The 17896-nt window shown below is 63.1% G+C and carries 17 protein-coding genes; 3 read left to right on the plus strand and 14 right to left on the minus strand.

Features of this window, described 5'->3' with window-relative positions:
* Positions 1-87: 87 nt before the first annotated feature.
* Both CQ14_RS24720 and CQ14_RS24725 read right to left on the minus strand, forming a co-directional pair.
* Positions 88-582 (minus strand): VOC family protein, encoded by a 495-nt coding sequence (locus CQ14_RS24720; RefSeq protein WP_057860436.1) that lies wholly within the window; start codon positions 580-582, stop codon positions 88-90.
* Between the two features lie 324 nt (positions 583-906).
* A complete protein-coding gene (locus tag CQ14_RS24725) occupies positions 907-1452 on the minus strand; it encodes a carboxymuconolactone decarboxylase family protein (protein ID WP_057860437.1) in 546 nt (181 codons plus the stop codon).
* Between the two features lie 161 nt (positions 1453-1613).
* Here CQ14_RS24725 and CQ14_RS24730 point away from each other — a divergent pair, with 161 nt between their 5' ends.
* Together CQ14_RS24730 and CQ14_RS24735 are read left to right on the plus strand one after the other, a co-directional pair.
* Positions 1614-2798: an acyl-CoA dehydrogenase family protein gene (locus CQ14_RS24730; RefSeq protein ID WP_057860544.1), complete on the plus strand. Its 1185-nt coding sequence runs from the start codon at positions 1614-1616 to the stop codon at positions 2796-2798.
* 145 nt (positions 2799-2943) lie between these two features.
* On the plus strand, positions 2944-4083 hold the full coding sequence (locus CQ14_RS24735) for an acyl-CoA dehydrogenase family protein (RefSeq protein WP_057860438.1): 1140 nt from the start codon (positions 2944-2946) through the stop codon (positions 4081-4083).
* A 245-nt stretch (positions 4084-4328) separates the two neighbouring features.
* Here CQ14_RS24735 and CQ14_RS24740 read toward each other — a convergent pair whose 3' ends face one another.
* The 12 genes from CQ14_RS24740 to CQ14_RS24790 all read right to left on the minus strand — a co-directional run bounded on the left by CQ14_RS24740 (position 4329) and on the right by CQ14_RS24790 (position 16267).
* Positions 4329-5369 (minus strand): amino acid ABC transporter substrate-binding protein, encoded by a 1041-nt coding sequence (locus CQ14_RS24740; protein ID WP_057860439.1) that lies wholly within the window; start codon positions 5367-5369, stop codon positions 4329-4331.
* A gap of 58 nt (positions 5370-5427) precedes the next feature.
* Positions 5428-6027: a L,D-transpeptidase gene (locus CQ14_RS24745; RefSeq protein ID WP_057860440.1), complete on the minus strand. Its 600-nt coding sequence runs from the start codon at positions 6025-6027 to the stop codon at positions 5428-5430.
* A 155-nt stretch (positions 6028-6182) separates the two neighbouring features.
* Positions 6183-6314, minus strand: a complete 132-nt coding sequence (locus CQ14_RS43845; RefSeq protein ID WP_156435364.1) for a DUF2474 domain-containing protein — start codon at positions 6312-6314, stop codon at positions 6183-6185.
* Positions 6311-7318, minus strand: a complete 1008-nt coding sequence (gene cydB / locus CQ14_RS24750; protein ID WP_057860441.1) for a cytochrome d ubiquinol oxidase subunit II — start codon at positions 7316-7318, stop codon at positions 6311-6313. Before cydB ends, CQ14_RS43845 begins: the two co-directional genes overlap by 4 nt.
* Entirely contained in the window at positions 7315-8724 is a 1410-nt protein-coding gene (locus CQ14_RS24755) for a cytochrome ubiquinol oxidase subunit I (RefSeq protein ID WP_057860545.1), read from the minus strand. Before CQ14_RS24755 ends, cydB begins: the two co-directional genes overlap by 4 nt.
* Before the next feature lie 164 nt (positions 8725-8888).
* Positions 8889-9848: a hypothetical protein gene (locus CQ14_RS24760; RefSeq protein ID WP_156435366.1), complete on the minus strand. Its 960-nt coding sequence runs from the start codon at positions 9846-9848 to the stop codon at positions 8889-8891.
* A 267-nt stretch (positions 9849-10115) separates the two neighbouring features.
* Positions 10116-10316, minus strand: coding sequence for a hypothetical protein (locus CQ14_RS24765; protein WP_057860443.1), 201 nt, complete (start codon positions 10314-10316; stop codon positions 10116-10118).
* A 177-nt stretch (positions 10317-10493) separates the two neighbouring features.
* Positions 10494-11105, minus strand: coding sequence for a sigma-70 family RNA polymerase sigma factor (locus CQ14_RS24770; RefSeq protein ID WP_057860444.1), 612 nt, complete (start codon positions 11103-11105; stop codon positions 10494-10496).
* 344 nt (positions 11106-11449) lie between these two features.
* Complete coding sequence (locus CQ14_RS24775) at positions 11450-12190, minus strand: response regulator (protein ID WP_057860445.1); 741 nt, start codon at positions 12188-12190, stop codon at positions 11450-11452.
* Positions 12187-13932, minus strand: coding sequence for an ATP-binding response regulator (locus tag CQ14_RS24780; RefSeq protein WP_057860446.1), 1746 nt, complete (start codon positions 13930-13932; stop codon positions 12187-12189). The genes CQ14_RS24775 and CQ14_RS24780 overlap by 4 nt, the downstream gene beginning before the upstream one ends.
* Positions 13902-15917, minus strand: coding sequence for a sensor histidine kinase (locus CQ14_RS24785; RefSeq protein ID WP_245320490.1), 2016 nt, complete (start codon positions 15915-15917; stop codon positions 13902-13904). The genes CQ14_RS24780 and CQ14_RS24785 overlap by 31 nt, the downstream gene beginning before the upstream one ends.
* Positions 15918-15985: 68 nt before the next feature.
* A complete protein-coding gene (locus CQ14_RS24790; RefSeq protein ID WP_057860448.1) occupies positions 15986-16267 on the minus strand; it encodes a hypothetical protein in 282 nt (93 codons plus the stop codon).
* 266 nt (positions 16268-16533) lie between these two features.
* Between CQ14_RS24790 and ugpB the strand changes: the two genes are divergently transcribed.
* A complete protein-coding gene (gene ugpB, locus CQ14_RS24795; RefSeq protein WP_283807263.1) occupies positions 16534-17844 on the plus strand; it encodes a sn-glycerol-3-phosphate ABC transporter substrate-binding protein UgpB in 1311 nt (436 codons plus the stop codon).
* Positions 17845-17896 lie beyond the last annotated feature (52 nt).

Genomic DNA, 17896 nt, shown 5'->3' on the forward strand with positions numbered 1-17896 from the left:
GAGCGGCCGGTAGGCCGCGTCTCGAAGGATGGGCTACGGGCCTCGTGGTTCGAGATGGCGCTGCGCGCGCCTCCTCACCATGAGGAACTAAGCTATCCGCTGCCGCAGCAGATCCTCCAGATCCAGTCGCTTCGTGAACATCGCGAGCGCGCCATCCGGTGCACGCGGCCATTCCTCCTTCGGCCGGTCGCGATAGAGCTCGACGCCGTTCTGGTCGGGGTCGCGCAAGTAAAGCGCCTCGCTGACGCCGTGGTCGCTGGCGCCATCGAGCTCGATGCCGGCCTGGATCACGCGATACAGCGCATCTGCCAGCGCCGGGCGGCTGGGATAGAGAATGGCGGTGTGAAACAGCCCGGTAGTGCCGGGTGGCGGCGGGTGGCCGCCTTTGCTTTCCCAGGTGTTGAGACCGATATGGTGGTGATAGCCGCCCGCTGAGATAAACGCGGCGCCGGAGCCCATCCGCTGCATCACCTCGAAGCCGAGCACGCCGCAATAGAAGCCGAGTGCGCGGTCGAGATCGGCGACCTTGAGATGGACATGCCCGATCCGGGTGCCTGCGATGATGGGTGGGGTTTGCGACATGTGGTTGCTCCGTTGACCAACTCCACATAGGGCGGGCTTCGAGAAACCGCCACCAGCCTATCCCGAAACCCAACGTTTCCGGAAAGGAGGCTCCGCTAAGGGCTGGTGCCTGTTCCTTTCGACATTAGGAGCGCAGTTCTCTCTTTGCAGTTGGGACATGCAATCCAACGTTCTACCTTCTCGTGGGACAGTGGAACGTCGGTTACATCCAGGTCCGCCGCCCGGCAAAACGGGCAGCCGACAGGCGTCGTCCGATCGCTCAGGAGTTGTTGAGCGACGGCAATCCACTTCTTCGCCCCGGTTTGAACGGTCATCTCAGGGACCCTACCCAAGGTCCGACACCTCGCCCTCCGGCAGTCCAAACTCGAACGTGTTCAGCGTCATCGACACCATCGTGTAGTAACCGCACAGCCCGATCACCTCGACGATCCCGCGCTCGGTGAGCACCTTCACCGCCTCGTCATACAGCGCCTGCGACACGCCTTTGCCCTCGTGCAGCGACTTGGCGAGGTCGTAGATCATCTTCCCCTTGGGATCGTCGAACGTCGGTGTGCGGCGGTCGCGGATGTCCTCGATGATCTTCGGATCCATGCCGCCCTTCAGCGCCAGCCGCTTATGCGCAAACCATTCGTAGTGCGAGGTCCAGTGGCGGGCGGTAACGAGGATCGCGATCTCGGACAGTTTTGCCGGAAATATTGTGTTGAAACGCAGCTGCTCGCCGAGCCGCGTGGCGTGCCGCGCCATGTCCGGGCTGTTGAGCCAGGCCATCATCGGCGCCGGCGGGGCGCCGCGCTTGCCCGATATCGCCTCGTCGTAGGTTTCTTTCTGATCGGCGTTCATTTCGCCAGGCGAAAGCAACTTCAACCGCATGCCCGTTTCCTCTTGTTTTTCAAGTGTTACGGCTCAGCGAATACACCTGATCGGGCATTGTGACCACCGTCAGCGCTGCATGGGCTGACGTCAGACATATATTGAATTCCGCGATGTGACGGCTAAGGTCGCCTCCAACATCCCACATGGAAACGCCTGATATGTCCGATCTGGAAACATTCCGCCGTGAAACCCGCGCCTGGCTGGAGGCCAATTGCCCGCCGGAGATGCGCCGTCCGATGACCTCGGAAAGCGACACATATTGGGGCGGGCGCAACGCAAAGTTCTCGTCCGAGCCGCAGCGCGTCTGGTTCGAGCGGATGCGCGACAAGGGCTGGACCGTGCCGGACTGGCCGAAGGATTATGGCGGTGGCGGGCTCGATCGCGCCGAGCACAAGGTGCTGCGCGAGGAGATGTCGGCGATGGGCGCCCGGGCGCCGCTGTCGAGCTTCGGCATCTGGATGCTCGGGCCGGCGCTGTTGAAGTACGGTAACGAGGCGCAGAAGAAGGAGCATCTGCCAAAAATCGCCGCGGGCCTGATCCGCTGGTGCCAGGGCTATTCCGAGCCGAACGCCGGATCGGACCTCGCTTCGCTGCAGACCCGCGCCGAGAGCGATGGCGACGACTACATCATCAACGGCCAGAAGATCTGGACGTCGTATGCCAACTACGCCGACTGGATCTTCTGCCTGGTGCGCACCGACCCCACGGCGAAGAAGCATGACGGCATCAGCTTCATCCTGTTCGACATGGCCTCGAAGGGCGTGTCGACCAAGCCCATTCTCCTGATCTCCGGTTACTCGCCGTTCTGCGAAACTTTCTTCGACAATGTTCGCGTGCCGAAGTCGCATGTGGTCGGCACCGTCAACCGCGGCTGGGATGTCGCGAAATACCTGCTGCAGCACGAGCGCGCGATGATCTCGGGCACGGGCGAGCGCGGCATTGGCCGTCCGCTCGGGCAGGTCGCCGCCGATTCCGTCGGTAGCGATGATTCCGGCCGGCTCGATGATGCGATGCTGCGCGGTCAGATCGCCACGTTCGACATCGACGAGGCGGCATTCGCGGCCGTGGCCGAGCGCGCGATCGATCTGGCGAAGGCCGGGCAGTCGCATCCGGCGTTTTCCTCGGCGATGAAATATTACGGCACCGAGCTCAACAAGCGCCGCCATGAAATCCTGATGTCGGCGGGCGGCATTGATGCGCTGGAGTGGGAAAGCGAACGCTCCAGGGGCGGCGCCCGCCCGCGCGCCTGGCTGCGTACCAAGGCCAACTCGATCGAAGGCGGCACCTCGGAGGTGATGCTCGGCATCGTCGCCAAGCGCATCCTCGATCTGCCGGGGGCGTGAGCTAAGTTCCTCATCCTGAGAAGCGCGTCTCGAAGGATGAGACCCCGATATCGGCCTCATGGTTCGAGACGGCGCAAATGCGCCTCCTCACCATGAGGGGTCAAGAGCGAAATCAATCCAAGATTAGCGTAACGGAAACAACCCAATGCCGCTCGTCCTCACCGAAGAACAATCCATGCTGCGCGACAGCGCGCGCGGCCTTATCAGCGACAAGGCGCCGGTGTCGCATCTGCGCCAGCTGCGCGACAACAAGGACGCCACGGGTTTCTCCCGCGACCTCTGGAAGGCGTTTGCCGAGATGGGCTTTTCGGGATTGCTGGTGCCGGAAAATCTCGGCGGCAGCGGGCTCGGCCATGTCGAGGCCGGCGTGGTGATGGAGGAGATCGGCCGCACCTTGATGCCGTCGCCGTTTTTGTCGACCGCGGTGCTGGCGGCTTCCGCGCTGTCGCGCGGCGGCAGCGAGGCGCAGAAATCGGCGTACCTGCCTGACATTGCCGACGGTTCGCTGCTGGCAGCGCTCGCCGTCGATGAGGGGACAAAACATCGTCCGTTGCAGATCAATTTGCAGGCGGTCCGCTCCGGCAACGGCTTCAAGCTCAGCGGCGCCAAGGCGCTGGTGGTCGACGGCCACACCGCCGACCTTCTCATCGTCGCAGCACGGACTGGCGGTGCGGCCGGAGAACGCAACGGGCTGACGCTGTTCCTGGTCGATCCCAAAGCCAAGGGTATCGCGATCGAACGCACCGTGATGGTCGATGCCCATAACGCGGCCCGAATCGAGTTCAGCAATGTCGAGGTCGATGCCGATCACGTGCTCGGCGAGGTCGATCAGGGCGGCATGCTGCTGGACGGCGTGCTCAATATCGGCCGCGGCGCGGTCGCTTCCGAAATGGTGGGCTTGAGCGAAGAGGTGTTCGGCCGCACCGTCACTTACCTGAAGGAGCGCAAGCAGTTCGGCAAGCTGATCGGCGAATTCCAGGCGCTGCAGCACCGCGCCGCCCAGCTCTATGTCGACATCGAGATCACCCGCTCAGCGGTGCTGAAGGCGCTGCAGACGCTCGACGGCGATTTCGATCATGCGGGCGCGGCGGTCGCGGTCGCCAAGGCGCGCGCCGGCACCACGGCGACGCTGGCGGTGCAGGAGGGCGTGCAGATGCATGGCGGCATGGGCATGACCGACCAGTTCGACATCGGCTTCTTCATGAAGCGCGCGCGGGTGTGTCAGGAGTTGTTCGGGGACAGCAACTACCACGCCGACCAGTTGGCGCGGATGAAGAGTTATTGAGGGGGTGCAAGCGGCGCCCACACACCGCCGTCATCGCCCGGCCTGACCGGGCGACCCAGTATTCCAGAGACGTTAGTACTTAAACAGTGAAGCCGCGGCGTACTGGGTCACCCGCTTTCGCGGGTGACGACAGATATTTCCTCGTCATTGCGAGCGAAGCGAAACAATCCATGCCGCGGCATAACGGAAAGATGGATTGCTTCGTCGCTTCGCTCCCTTGCGCAAACGCTTCGCGNCGGAGACGCCTACCGTATCGGCGGCGCGTACTGGATGCCGCCGTTGCTCCACAGCGAATTCAGGCCGCGCGGGATCTTCAGCTTCGATCCTTCGCCGACATTGCGCTCGTAGACCTCGCCGTAATTGCCGACATGGCGGATGACGCGGGCGGCCCAGTCCTTGGGGAGCCCGAGATCTTCGCCATAGGCGCCCTCGGTGCCGACCAGCCGCATCACGTCGGGCTTCTTCGACTTCAGCGCCTCGTCGATGTTCTTCGAGGTGATGCCGAGTTCCTCGGCGTTGATCATCGCATACAGCGTCCACTTCACGATCATCATCCAGTCGTCGTCGCGCTGGCGCACCACGGGCGCGAGCGGCTCCTTGGAGATGACGTCGGGCAGGATGACATGGTCGCTCGGCTGGATCAGGTTCAGGCGGAGCGCGTAGAGCTGGGAGACGTCGGCGGTGAAGGTGTCGCACTTGCCGCCTTCATAGGCCTTGAGCACGTCCTCCAGCTTGGCAAACTTCACTTCCGTATATTTCATATTGTTGGCGCGGAAATGGTCGGCGACGTTGAGCACCGTCGTCGTCCCCTCCTGCACGCAGACCTTGCTGTTGTTGAGGTCCAGCGCGGAATCGATGTTGCGCGAGCGCGGTATCATGAAGCCCTGGCCGTCATAATAGGCGACCGCCGGGAAATAGAGGGCGTTGTTGCTCTCGCGCGACATGCTCCAGGTCGTGTTGCGCGAGAGAATGTCGACCTTGCGGCTCTGCAATTCCTTGAAGCGCTCGCTGGCGTCGAGCGGCACAAATTTCGCCTTCTTGGGATCGTCGAAGATCGCCGCGGCAACCGCGCGGCAGAAATCGACGTCGAAGCCGGACCAGTCGCCCTTGTCGTCGGGGATCGAGAAGCCGGGCAGGCCCTTGTTGACGCCGCACAGCACTTCGCCGCGCTTGACAGTCCGCTTCAGCGTCTTGGTGTCGTAACGCTCATACGTGATTGCAGCGGCCGCGACCGCGACTGCGACCGCCAGCCCGATGAGGAGGCCGCCTCGAAATGTCCGTAGCATTGTTCAACTCGCCAATTTTCAGGGAGGAAATGGATCGTCTGGAGAGACAGCGGAGGAATTAAAGCTCGGGCTTCTGCCGGATAATCACCTTGGTGCCGACAGGCACGCGCTCGTAGAGATCGGTGACGTCGGCGTTGACGAGCCGGAAGCAGCCTGATGACACGGCGGTGCCGATCGTGTCGGGCCGGTTGGTGCCGTGAATGCGGTAAACGGTGGTGCCGAGATACATCGCGCGCGCGCCGAGCGGATTGCCGGGGCCGCCCGCCATGAAGCGCGGCAGATAGGGCTGGCGTGCAATCATTTCGGGTGGCGGCGTCCAGTCCGGCCACTCCGCCTTGCGCGTGATGTTCACGAGGCCTTGCCACTGGAATCCCTCGCGGCCGACGCCGATGCCATAGCGCAGCGCGCGGCCGTTGCCCTGGATCAGATAGAGATGCCGCTCGGCCGTGACGACAATGATGGTGCCCGGCGCTTCATTGGTGCGATAGAGCACCGCCGTCTTCCTGAACTGCGGCTCCAGTTCGACGGAATCGTCAGCGATAAGCCCCGGCTGGTCGCCGACATCGGGCTGGCGCAACTGTGCCTGGCTCTGCGAGGCCGAGAGGATCAGACCGCTGGTCGCGATCAGCATCCAGACCAGGTGCCGAAATTTTGTCATCGCAGAATTCTCCTAGCGGCCGCGTTGGCCAAATCATCGAAACCATCAAATCTCAGGGCTAGCTTGATGGCAAGTTTAGGGCGTATGCGGCGGACATCCTACTGAAATATCTTGAATTTCCGTAGGTCGCCATATTCATGGGACCTTGGGCTGCCTTATTTCGGCGCGATCCACAGCCGCAGCACAAACGAAATCAGCGCCACGGTGCCGACGCCGCCGAGCCACAGGGCAACGAACCATAGCAGACGCTGCGTCAATGGGCGCTGGTTTGGCTTGATCTGGGTCAATGGTAACCGCTCTCGGGTTTGACCTTGCCGCGGAATACCCAATAGGCCCAGGCGGTGTAGCCGAGGATCAGCGGGATCAGCCCGGCGACGCCGAACAGCATGAAGATCTGGCTGTTTGCCGGCGCCGCCGCCTGCCAGATCGTGATGCTCTGCGGCACGATGTAGGGAAACATGCTGATGCCAAGGCCGGCGTAGGAGAGCGCAAACAACGCCAACGTCAGAAAGAACGGCTGGTAGTCATATTTTTTGGCGAGGCTGCGCAGCAAGAGCGCAGTGATGACGGCCACCGCGATCGGCACCTGCGCGGTCAGGAGGACGTTCGGCCAGGCGAACCAGCGCTGCGTGTACTGCACATGGAGGAACGGCGTCGCCAGGCTGACTGCAGCGATGGCGCCCAGCATCGCCAGCAGGAATATCCAGCTCAAATGATAGGCGCGGTCGCGCAGTTCGCCTTCGGTCTTCATCACCAGCCATGTCGCGCCGAGCAGCGCATAGCCGATCACCAGCGATACGCCGGTCAGAATGCTGAACGGCGTCAGCCAGTCCCACCAGCCGCCGGCATAGTGCCGTCCCTCGACATGCACGCCCTGCAGGATGGCGCCGAGCGCGATGCCCTGTGCCAGCGTCGCCAGGAACGACCCGCCGAAAAACGCGACGTCCCACTTGTTGCGTTCCTTGGTTGTGCGCCAGCGAAATTCGAAGGCGACGCCACGGAACACGAGGCCCAGCAGCATCACGATCATTGGCGTATAGAGCGCCGGCATCAGCACGGCATAGGCGAGCGGAAACGCCGCCATCAGGCCGCCGCCGCCGAGCACCAGCCAGGTTTCGTTGCCGTCCCACACCGGGGCGACGGTGTTCATGATGACGTCGCGATCATGTTTCTCGGGGAAGAGCGGAAACAGGATGCCGAGGCCGAGATCGAAGCCGTCCATCACGACATAGACGAACACCGCAAAGGCGATGATGAAGGCCCAGACAATGGCGAGGTCGATCGCAATCATTCGGCGGCTCCCTCGACTGCGGCGCCGGCGGCGGGCGTGATGCCGGCGCTGCGGATCGGCGCGTCGTGCGACGGTCCCTCTTCGCCCGGATGCGGCGGCGCCGCCATCAGCCGCAGCAGATAGATCACGCCGGCCGTGAACACCGCGAAATAGACGATGATGAAAGCGATCAGCGAAGAGGCGACCGCGGGCGCCGCCAGCGGCGAAGCCGAATCGACCGTACGCAACAATCCGTACACCGTGAACGGCTGGCGTCCGACCTCGGTGGTGATCCAGCCCGCGAGCACCGCGATGAAGCCCGCCGGGCCCATCGCAAGCGCGAACATATGGAGCAGGCGCGAGTCATAAAACTTGCCGGTCAGGCGCATCAGCAGGCTCAACCCGCCGAGCGCCAGCATCAGCAGTCCCATGCCGACCATGATCCGGAACGACCAGAATGCGATTGCCACCGGCGGCCAGTTTTCGCGCGGCACCGTGTCGAGGCCGGCCATCGGCGCATCAGGCGAATGCTTGAGGATCAGCGATCCCAGTTTCGGCACTTCCACCGCGAAGTCGACCCGGCCGGCGGTCTGGTTGGGCAGGCCGAACAGGATCAGGGGCGCGCCGTCCTTGTGGCTCTCGAAATGGCCTTCCATCGCCATGATCTTCACCGGCTGGTGCTCCAGCGTGTTGAGCCCGTGCTGGTCGCCCGCAAGGATCTGGATCGGCGCCACCAACGTAGCCATCCACATCGCCATCGAAAACATCACGCGCGGACCGGCGAGGTGGCGGTCGCGCAGCAGGTGATATGCGCCGACGGCGCCGACCACCAGCGCGGTGGTCAGATACGCCGCCAGCACCATGTGCACGAGACGGTAGGGGAATGACGGATTGAAGATCACCTTGAGCCAGTCGGCGGCGATGAACTGCCCATCGGCATTGACGGCGTGGCCCGTCGGCGTCTGCATCCAGGAATTGGCGGAGAGAATCCAGAACGCCGAAATCAGCGTGCCGATCGCAACCATCAGCGTCGCGAGGAAATGCAGTCTTGGACCGACGCGCTTGAGGCCGAACAGCATCACGCCGAGGAAGCCGGCTTCGAGGAAGAACGCGGTCAAGACCTCATAGGCCATCAACGGGCCGATCACCGGGCCGACCTTGTCGGAAAAGGCCGACCAGTTGGTGCCGAACTGGTAGGACATCACGATGCCCGACACCACGCCCATGCCGAAGGCGACGGCAAAGATCTTCAGCCAGTAGTGGAACAGGTTGATGTAGACCTCGCGCCCGGTCGCAAGCCACAGCGCCTCGAGCACCGCGAGATAACTGGCAAGCCCGATCGAGAAGGCGGGAAAGATGATGTGGAACGACATCGTGAAGGCAAACTGCGCCCGGGCCAATACGACCGCATCCCAGCCTTCGAACATCGGCACCACCTGTCGCAGTTTCGCACGGAGCGCGATCTTCAAAAACGGAACTGGAGTTTTCGAAAATTGAGTCCGAACCAGGCGTGTAGCTTACCACGCCCGATGCGACGATTATACCTTACCGGCGCGTATGTCTGCGTGCCGCGCGGAACAGGTGTGCAGGTCTATCCGCCATCCAATGGAGTCAGTCCCAGTCTTCGGACGATCTCGGCCTTCACGGCCCGGGTCTGGTCTTTGCCGACCAGCACAGGACTGCGGATCTTCTTGCCCGTGCGAAGCCGGATCGCAATGACGTAGTGGCTGCCCCTCCGGCCGCCGCTTTCGACGTCGATGTGCTCGACATCGTCACCGCCGACCGTATCCGTCTCCGTCGTACCTATCAAAGACAGCCGTTCAAACCTGATGGCGCCGTCGTGGACAATCCAGAATGCGCTGGTCCGACGGAGATATCTGATCAGCACAAAGGCCATGATCGCGCCGAGCGACCAGTCGGCGATCCCAAGGGCGGACAATTTGCCGCTCCAGAGCGCATAGATGAATGGAAGGCTCAGCGAGCAGGCGAGCAACGCGACGAGAGCCCGGTATGCCCGGACGCGTCTTGAACCAACCGGCTTACCCAGCCGTATCCTGGCATTGGCGGCGTCGAGCGGGTTCTCGATCCATGCGGGAGCGGGCAACTGAAGCAGCCGGGCAACCTGCAAGGTGGTTCTTTGCACCTGGGTGACATCAGGCAGCGGAGGTGAGGTGAGCGTATCTCCTGACAGGGTCTCGACCACGAGGGTGAATTCCACCGATTTGCCGATGCTCTTTCGCAGACGCATCCCGGATATATCGCGATCCCCGATCGACTTTCGGTGCACCTTCCCGAATGGACGCTGTTCGCCGATCAGGATTTCGCCTGGCGTAATGATCCATACGACGTTGCGATCAAACAGCGCGGCAACCAGCAGAAGACACCCGAACAGCAACGCAAAGAGGGCGGCGACGCCGAGCCATTGGTCGTTTGCCAGGTGAGCGAGGCCGGGCAGGGCGATCAAACACAAAACTACGGCTATGCCTGCCAGAACGAGCCGCTCATTGAGCGTCGTGCCCTTGCGCAGCCTGACTTCGTTCTCGTTTGCCACAGCGTCCATCGCCGGCGGCAAGCACCACGATCGGCGTGGTCACGTCAAGCGGCAACCTGTGCGGATCAAGCAGAATTGCGTCGGCCAATCGCGGTCAGGCGTGAGTCTTTTTCATGTCGTGTTCACGAAGTCGCAAATCCCAAATACAGAGCGACCCGGCTGGGGGGGCATCCCGGCCGGGTCGTTGGAGGTCACTTGGGAGGTCCAGAACTTGGGAGGTCCAGAACTTGGGAGGTCCAGAACTTGAGAGGTCTAGAGGTAGAAAGTTCAGCGGGGGGTCTCGCTGTCGTAGGAGATCACGCAAATCTCCTTGGGACTCTTGGTGCCGCAATCGACCACCTGCTCGCGCACGAACGTCGAACCGCTGTCGCGCTGGGCGCGGGGCGTGACGTTCTGAGCCGAAAGCGTGGCGAGCGTTGCGACGGCGCCGAGCGGGACGATGAAAAAGCGGAAGGACGGCTTCAGCATGTTCGCTCTCCTGTTCGGCGTTGGCGTTGCGTTGGTGATGATTGGTATAGGGGGTGAGTTTTTCCGGGTGATGTCGTGTTTTGTTTCATTTGTTTCGTCGGAGGTAATCCTTGTCCGTCGAAACCAGCCCGTTTTCTCGTCCCCGATACTGATCCAACCTGTTGAAATGGCGTTGTTTTATGCTGCGAGGCTGTCGACGCCGGCGCCCTTAAGCAACTCGGCCAATTGTTTGCGGGCATAGAACATCCGGGTCTTCACCGTGCTCTGGGGAATGCCGATGATCGCGCCGGCCTCTTCCACCGACTTCTCGTGGTAGTAGACCAGGTTGATGATCTCGCGATGCGCGGGCGACAGCTTGGCGACGCAGGCGCGCAGGATCGCGCTGGTGTTGTTGCGGTCGAGGGAAGCTTCCGGCGTGTCGGCTTCATCGGCGATCTCGAGCACGTCTTCCTGCTCGATGTCCTCGTGCTTGCGCTGGCGCAGCGCGGTCAGCGCCTTGAAACGGGCGATCGACAGCAGCCAGGTCGAAACCTGCGAGCGGCCCTCGAACTGCTTGGCGGTGCGCCACACGTCGAGAAACACCTGGCTGACCAGATCTTCCGCCATGGTGGTGTCGCGCACCATGCGCAGCACGAAGCGGTAAACCCGGACGTTATGGCGGGAATAAAGCACATGCATCGCCGTACGGTCGCCCTTGGCAATACTCTGCAGCAGCATTTCGTCGGATGTCGCGCGGGCGGCGGCAATCGACTTCTTGGCTGCGGCGTTGATGGCGATAACGTTCGACATGACCTGCTCCCAATTCCACGCCGTGCGGCGTTTCGTTGGGAGAATTGTTAATGAGGCTCGGTTTCGGGACGTCTGCTCCACAAGGGGAAAATGGTTTCGTGCAGGAGAGAATTGTTTCGTCGCGGGGCCTGCGACGAAACATTCGGGCCAAAAACGCCAATAATTTCAATGTGCGGAAAATTGGAAGTTTTCAGACGTGGATTTTGTTCCGACGGTAGACCCTCATCCTGAGGAGCGCGGAACGCGCGTCTCGAAGGATGCAGGCCCCATACGGGCCACATGGTTCGAGACGCCGCTTCCGCGGCTCCTCACCATGAGGGGCGGACAGCGACAGCAACGCGGGGCTAGCTCTTCTCGCCGGTGGGCGAGAACAGGTAGCCGCCACCACGAATCGTGCGGATCACGGCGGGCTTGGTCGGATCGATCTCGATCTTGCGCCGGATGCGCATGATGCGCAGGTCGACGGCGCGGTCGAAGGCCTCGGCGTCGCGCGCATTGGCCAATTCCAACAGCCGCTCGCGCGACAACACGCGCTTCGGGTTGGCCGCGAACACCTTCAGCAAGCCGAACTCGGACGCCGTCAGCGGATGCTCGTTGCCTTCGTCGTCGCGCAGCGCCTGGGCTTCGAGGTCGAGCCATTTGGTGCCGAACCGCACCAACTGCTCTTTCTCCGCCTTTGCCGCCGCCGGCTCCGGCGCGGCCGCCGTCTTGGCCGGGGTGCTGCGGCGAAGCACCGAGCGGATGCGCGCCATCAGTTCGCGAAGTTCGCAGGGCTTTGCGATGTAGTCGTCGGCGCCGAGCTCGAGACCGACCACGCGGTCGATCGGGCTCGCGGTCGCCGTCAGCATGATGACGGGAACGTTGATCTTGCTCTTGAGGTCGCGAATGATCGAAAGCCCGTCTTCCTCGGGCATGTTGAGGTCAAGCACTACGAGATCGGGCACGGCGGTCTCGATCTCCTTGCGCAGGCTCTTGCCGCCGTCGCACAGCGTGACGCCAAATCCGTGCATCTTGAGGTAATCGCCGACCATCTCGCGGGCCGGTGCCTCGTCGTCGACGATGAAGATGTGCGGGCTCTGGGTCATGTCGTCTCTGTTGCCGGCAGTGTAACCGTAAAGGTCGATCCCTGTCCGGGGCCGGCGCTTTCCGCGGTCACATGGCCGCCATGCATGTCGATGATACGTTTGACGATCGACAGGCCGAGTCCGGTCGAACTTTCCCCGGCCGTCGGCTTGGCCGATAAACGCTGAAAACGTCCGAACAGCCGGCCGAGATCCTCCGGCGAAAGGCCGGCGCCCTGGTCGGCGATGCGGATCACCGTGTCGCCGCCCTCATGGGTGACGGTCACCGTGATCCTGCCGCCGATCGGTGAATATTTGATGGCATTGCTGACGAGGTTGTCGATCGCCTCGCGGATCCGGTCGGTGTCGCACATGGTGACGATATTCGGCGGCGCCGACACCGTGATGGCCTGCTGCTTGTTGACGGCCGAAGGCAGGTTGGAATCGGTGACCTCGGTCACGAGCGCGGCGATATCGACCGCTTCGCGGCGGATGGTAATGTCGAAGGCATCAGCCATCGCATCCGAGATCAGGTGGTCGACCATCGAGGTCAGGCGCTTGGTGGCGTCCCTGATGTGATCGACCTGCGCGTTGACGTTCTCCTTGGGCGAGCCGGCGCCGATCAGTTCGGTCAGCATCTCGGTGCGGCCGAGGATCACGCCGAGCGGATTCTTCAGGTCATGCGCGACGGTGCCGAGGATTTCGTTCTTGAAGCCGTTGGCGCGCTGCAGCCTGAGCCACTGCGCCGAGAGGCGGCGGTTGGCCTGCATCAGCGCGCGGGTGCGCTGGGCGACGCGGTCCTCGAGCTGGGTGTTGGCCTCGTGCAGTTGGCGATAGAGAATGACGTTGTCGAACGCGATCGACAGCCGGCTGGAGAAAATCTCGACCAGCGCGCGGTCGGTGTCGGAGAGCTGGCGCTCGGCCTGCAGCAGCACCACCACTTCGCGGCCGCTTCCGGTGCGCAGATAGAGCACGCTGCGGTGGTCGGCAAATTCGTTCTTGCGGCGCTGGAAGGCGGCTTCCACCATCTGCCGCAGATCCGGATCGAGCGCCTTGGAACTCGTCGTGCCGATGAAGCGGCTGTAGCAGCCTGAACCGGCCAGCACCGAGAATTCGCTGCCCGCGGCGCCGTCGTCGCGCAGCACCAGGATGCCGGCGCAGTCGACATTCAGCAGCGAGGCGAGCTGGGTCAGCACGCCCTCCGCCAGCCGCTGCATCGATTTGAAATCGTAGAGGGTCGAGGCGGCGTCGATGATGATCTCAAGCCCGCGCCTGGTCTGCACCATGCGCTCGAGCTGCTGGTAGCTGCGCAGCGCCGCGGTCAGCGACGTGAACAGCTTGTCGGCCGTCAGCTCGGTCTTGGCCTTGTAGTCGTTGATGTCGTACTGGACGATGACGCGCCGCTCGGGCGCCTGTCCCGGCTGGCCGGTGCGCAGGATGATGCGCACCGTTTCGTTCTTGATCTCGTTGCGGATGTATTCCACGAGCTCGAGTCCCGCGACATCGGTCTCCATGATGACATCGAGCAGCACGGCCGCGACATCCGGATTGTCGCGCATCAAGGTGCGGCCTTCGGCCGCGGAATAGGCGGAAAGGATCTCCAGCGTCGCGCCGTTGAGGCTGTAGTCGCTCAGCGCAAAGCGGGTGCCCTCATGCACGGCGGCATCGTCGTCGATGACGGCGATCTTCCATTTGCGGGCGGACGAGTCCTCCGGAGCGGCCCCGGTATCGTCGATCAGGTGGAGGACATCGTCCTGTTCGGCCATTGCGAAGTTCCGTCGGCTGCTGTCTGGTCTGTACTCGTGGGTCCGCCCTTGGCGACTTTAGGCATGATAATGCGGAATGTGGTGCCTTGTCCCAGCCTCGACTCCAGCATCATCCGGCCGCCGAGCTGTTGAGTGACAAGATTATAGACGATATGCAAGCCCAGTCCGGTACCGCCTTCGTTGCGGCGCGTCGTAAAGAAGGGGTCGAATGCCTGCCTTTGCACGTCCGGGGTCATGCCGGCCCCGTTGTCGGCGAAGATGATCTCGACGTCGTCGCTGCCGCGCGCCCGCGCCGAGATCGAGATCGCGCCGGAGCGGCCGTCGGCAAAGGCATGGTTGGCGGCGTTAAGGAAAAGATTGGTTAATATCTGGCCGTAGGAGCCGGGATAGCCGTCGATGACGAGCCCTTCCGGCACGTCGACCGACAGCGTGATGGCGGCCTTCTTCAATACCGGCCGCAGGCTGGCGACGATCTGGTCGGTGGCCTCGCTCAGGTTGAACTGCCGGCGCTCGGCATGGGAGCGGTCCACCGCCACCTGCTTGAACGACTGGATCAGCTCGGCGGCGCGGTGCAGGTTCGCCACCAATTGCCCTGCCGCATCGCGCGAGCTCTTGACGAATTCATCGAGCTTGGAACGCCGCAGCGGCCCGCTGCGCAATTCGGCCTCGAACGTATCGGCCCGCCGCGCGAAGCTCGACGCCACCGTCAGGCTGATGCCGATCGGGTTGTTCACCTCATGGGCGACGCCGGCGACCAGCCCGCCGAGCGCCGCCAGCCGTTCGGCGTCGATCAGGTTCTGCTGCGCGGTGTTGAGCTCGAGCAGCGCGCTCTCGGCCCTTTCCTTCGAGGCGCGCAGCTCGTCCTCGGTCTTGCGCTTGGCGATGGCGTTCTCGCGGAACACGTCGACCGCGCGCGCCATCGCGCCGACCTCGTCTCTCGCGGTGGTGCCCTGCACGCGGCGATCGTAATTGCCTGAGGTGATCGCATGCATCGCCGCCAGGATCTGCTGCAGCGGCAGGCGGATCGAGAGCGCGATCAGCACGCCGGCGGACAGGATGATGCCGAGGAACATCACCGCGATCGACAGCACCCGGCGCGAGATGGCCGACAGCGTCTTGTCGAATGTCTCCTGCGCCTTCTGCTCGCGCTGGCGCATCTTGACCGACAATTCGTCGATGACGGCGATGGCGTCGGCCTGGCTGGCGTCGATGGTGTTTCGCAGCAGCTCGGTCCTGACCGCGAGTTGCTCGGTCAGCTTGGCCATGCCCTCGCGCAGCGCCACCGTCCGGGCCTGCAGCCGCGTCAGCGCCATGCGCTGCAGATCATTGTCGGCGAGGTCGGTCATCACGGGGATGGTCTTCTCGATCGTCTCGGTATGCCTGCGGGCGTCTTCGGCGGAGGCCGAGCCCTGCGACAAATAATAGGCGTTGGCGGCGACCAGTAGCGCCGTAAACGCTTCACGCGATCTTCCGAGCGACGGCCAGATCTGCGCGTCGCGGTGCCCGGTGGCGCCCTCGATGACCGAATAGAGGCCGGCCATTTCCCTGGCCGGCCCCAGCACCTGCTGCTCATAGGTCTTGGTGATGGTGGCCTGCACGGCGCGCAATTCGCCGAAGCCGTTGAGGAAACGGTCGGTGACCTGTTCGAGCCGCTCGACCGATCCCGAAAGAATCCGGTCGTTCGATGCGCGCGTGGTGAGCGTGCCGAGCACGGCCTCGCGCAGCAGCAGGATCTCGGCGAACAGTTCGGGGCTCGGCTGGTTGATGTAGCGGTGGATCAGGTTCTGCAGCCGGCTGGTTTCGCTCTCCAGATGCGCCAGGATCTTGTCGGACTCCCGCACCTGCCGGACATCGTCCCAGGCCGAGCGCAGCACGTTGGCGCCGTTCCAGATCAGGACCGCGAGCACCACGACGACGGCGGAGTTCAGGGCTGCGATCGAGAGAATGCGCCAGCGGATCGGGATCGCGCGCAGCCACTGAACCACGTGAAACCGGCCGCGCGCGGCGAAGCTCGCCGGCCGTTCCGAAGTTCGTGGCTGTTGCGGTGCGCCGGTCAAATTCGCTCCATCTTGCGAAGGGGCCCGACCAATAGCGGCGCCATTGGTTCGATCAATGCAACGTTGGTACGGTTCAGATCGGGGGCGCCGGAGCGGGGCCGTTCGAGGGTTTCGTTTTCCGCGCCGGACAGACGGGACTGGAACCCGTCGATACGATGCACCTCGCTCCAGGGATCGGCGGCGCCAGACTCGCGCGCAAGCGCGCCCGTTGAAACCGCCGTAAGCCACAGCGCGACAACAAGCACGAAGACCCGCGAAAGGTTGGCGCGGCGGTACACAGGCGACAAATCCCCTTAGAGAAGGAGTCTGCAGCGGGGAAAAAAGGTTCAACGTAATTTTAGCAGAATTTGCCGATGCTTGGCTATTGGTTGGGCGGCCGGCGCGGGGTAGCCTGGGGTTATCCTGAGAATTTCGTTACAATCTTGAAGTGTGCGGTGCGGTGATGTCGGCGGATTGAAACCGCAGTGGCAGCGATTTATGAGGGGGCGGGGAACGGGCACGTCGCAGGTGCGGCGGAGCGGGGTAATCATCGGTGAAACTGGCCTTGAGATTCTTGCAATTCGCAGCGCTCGCCGCCATGGCGCTGGCGTCTCCGGCCCAGGCCGCCACCGAGATCATGTGGTGGCATGCGATGTCGGGGGAACTCGGCAAGCAGCTCGAAAAGCTCGCGGCCGATTTCAATGCCTCGCAGTCCGACTACCGGATCGTGCCGACCTACAAGGGCAACTACACCGAGACGGTGACGGCGGCGATCTTCGCGTTCCGCTCGCGCAGCCAGCCCGCCATCGTTCAGGTCAATGAGATCGCCACCGCCACCATGATGGCGGCCAAGGGCGCGATCTATCCGGTGTTCGAACTGATGCGCGACCAGTCGGAGCCGTTCGCGCCGGAGGCGTATCTGCCTGTTGTGACCGGCTACTATTCCGACGTCGCGGGCAACATGCTCTCGTTTCCGTTCAATGTCTCGACGCCGATCCTTTACTACAACAAGGATCAGTTCCGCGCCGCGGGCCTCGATCCGGAGGTGGCGCCGAAGACCTGGGCCGAGGTCGGTGCGGCGGCGAAGCGCCTGCGCGCGGCGGGGTCGGCTTGCGGGCTCACCACATCCTGGCCCTCCTGGGTCCATGTCGAGAATTTTTCCGCATTCCACAATCTGCCGCTGGCCAGCAAGGGCAATGGTTTTGGCGGCCTCAATGCCGAATTGACCTTCAACAATCCGGACGTGGTACGGCACATCGCGCAACTGGCGGAATGGCAGGCGACGAAAGCTTTCGACTATAGCGGCCGCGGCCAATTGGCCGAGCCGCGCTTCCAGAAGGGCGAATGCGCCATCTTCATCGGCTCGTCCGGCACGCGCGCGGACATCAAGGCCAATTCGAAATTCGAGGTCGGCTACGGCATGATTCCGCACCGCCCCGAAATCGCCGGCGCCCCGCAAAACTCCATCATCGGCGGCGCCACGCTATGGGTGCTGCGCGACCGGCCACGTGCTGAATATGCCGGCGTTGCTCGTTTCTTTGCCTATCTTTCGAAGCCGGAAGTTCAGGCCGCCTGGCACCAGCACACCGGCTATCTGCCGATCACCCGCGCCGCCTTCGATCTCACCCGCGCGCAAGGCTTCTACGATCGCGATCCCGGTGCGGCGATCGGCATCGAGCAGATGACCCTGAAATCGCCGACCGAGAACTCGAAAGGGATCCGGCTCGGCTCCTTTGTGCTGATCCGCAGCGTGATCGACGAAGAACTCGAGCAGGTTTTCAGCGGCAAGCAATCCGCGCAGGCCGCCCTCGATCTCGCCGTCGAGCGCGGCAACCGCCTGCTGCGCCAGTTCGAACGCGCAAACCCGGAGCAGTGAACTCTCCCCGTCATTGCGAGCCAACGGGTCGCGCGAATGCGCGCCCGATGAC

The organism is Bradyrhizobium lablabi (genome assembly GCF_001440475.1).
Lineage (GTDB): Bacteria > Pseudomonadota > Alphaproteobacteria > Rhizobiales > Xanthobacteraceae > Bradyrhizobium > Bradyrhizobium lablabi.